Annotated in this window: 2 protein-coding genes and 1 pseudogene; all 3 read right to left on the bottom strand. The window is 49.9% G+C overall.

Features of this window, described 5'->3' with window-relative positions; all coding sequences use genetic code 11:
• The coding region (ispF, locus tag ACTHS3_RS12770) for a 2-C-methyl-D-erythritol 2,4-cyclodiphosphate synthase (RefSeq protein ID WP_440368109.1) at positions 1-473 on the bottom strand (473 nt) is incomplete at its 3' end.
• A 31-nt stretch (positions 474-504) separates the two neighbouring features.
• Complete coding sequence (ispD, locus tag ACTHS3_RS12765; RefSeq protein ID WP_070625348.1) at positions 505-1,191, bottom strand: 2-C-methyl-D-erythritol 4-phosphate cytidylyltransferase; 687 nt, start codon at positions 1,189-1,191, stop codon at positions 505-507.
• A pseudogene (locus tag ACTHS3_RS12760) lies at positions 1,188-1,541 on the bottom strand (DNA polymerase III subunit epsilon); the annotation flags it as partial. The pseudogene ACTHS3_RS12760 and the gene ispD, both read right to left, overlap by 4 nt.

The following is a 1,541-nucleotide window of genomic DNA, read 5'->3' as shown; positions in this document are numbered from 1 at the left end:
TTAATCAGCAATACTGCCGCTTGCGCTTCAATGGCTTCCATACGCCCCAGATAGCCAAGTTTTTCGTTGGTTTTACCCTTGATGTTCACGCAGTTTTCAGGCAAACCCAAATCTACGGCAATATTGGCGCGCATTGCTGGAATATGCGGCGCAAGTTTTGGCTTTTGCGCAATCACAGTCGTATCGACATTAACCACCTTCCAACCCAATACCTGCACGCTTTGATAAGCCTCGCGCAACAGCACACGGCTGTCTGCATCTTTGAATTCGGCGGCAGTATCAGGAAAATGGCTGCCGATATCGCCCAAACCGGCCGCGCCCAACAGGGCATCGGTAATCGCATGCAAAAGCGCATCGGCATCGGAATGGCCCAGCAAGCCTTTTTCAAACGGAATGTTGACGCCGCCGAGTATCAAATCTCGCCCTTCAACCAACTGATGGACATCGTAGCCCTGTCCGACACGGATATTCATATTGTTTCCTTAAATAATGGGTTTTAATTGTTCAGACGGCCTTGAGCAACAATCTGACAATGTATTCGTCTTGCGGCAGCGTCAATTTTAAATTGCGCGTATCACCCTGCACCAAGCGCGGTCGGATACCCAGTTTTTCAACCGCTGATGCTTCATCCGTAATTTCACTCAAATCATCAACCGATAAGGCTCGATTTAATAAGGCCGTCTGAAAAAGCTGCGGCGTTTGCGCCTGCCATAACCCTGCGCGCGCAACGGTTTCATCAATATGATGACTGCCGTCTGCCCGCTTGAGCGTATCAGCCACCGGTATGGCCAAAATACCGCCTTCATCATTCTCACCCGCCTCATCAAGCAAACGCGTTAATGCTTCGGCAGGCAGGCAACAGCGCGCGGCGTCATGAACCAAAATATTGTCTTGCGCCTCGGCCAAACCTTGTTCTAATAAAACGGACACACCATTGCATACCGTTTCGGCACGACTTGCGCCACCTACTCGAAAGACGCGTACTTTCTCAGACACGGCCGTCTGAAAAACCGAATCTTCCGGCGAAAGAATAACGGCAATTAAATCTATACAAGGGTGTTGCTCAAAGATTTCTATGGTATGTTGCAATACGGTTTTACCATTGATTTCAACATATTGTTTTGGTTTTCCTGCACCAAATCGCGCTCCCACACCGGCAGCAGGAATCAAAGCGATATTGCGGCGTATCATGCTGACGCTCCGGCATTAGCCTCATCAGAAGTTTCGGCCTTGCGCCATACACACGCTTCGCCCAAATCGTCCAAATATTTTTCATGTGCGGCCAGCTCGTCCGCATTGGCTTTGATGACTTTCAACTGTGACGTACGTTTGGTTTCGGCAATAACGGTTTGTTTGACTTCGCCCTCTTCTTCCGTCTCGTCGCCCATCAGATCGAACTGCTGACGCGTCATGGCAAGATAGACTTCACCCAAAAGCTCGCAGTCGATTAACGCGCCGTGCAAAACCCGTTTGCTGCGGTCAACGGAAAAGCGGTTACATAACGCATCCAAGCTTGCCTTTTGCCCCGGAAACATTTCACG

Source organism: Neisseria sp. P0009.S007, from assembly GCF_051962515.1.
The sequence above is the reverse complement of the archived record's forward strand: the minus strand, read 5'-3'. Positions and strand labels throughout refer to the sequence as shown.

Excerpts from the sequence above, each read along its gene's own strand:
- ispD (WP_070625348.1), bottom strand. The coding sequence starts at position 1,191 with ATGATACGCCGCAATATCGCTTTGATTCCTGCTGCCGGTGTGGGAGCG.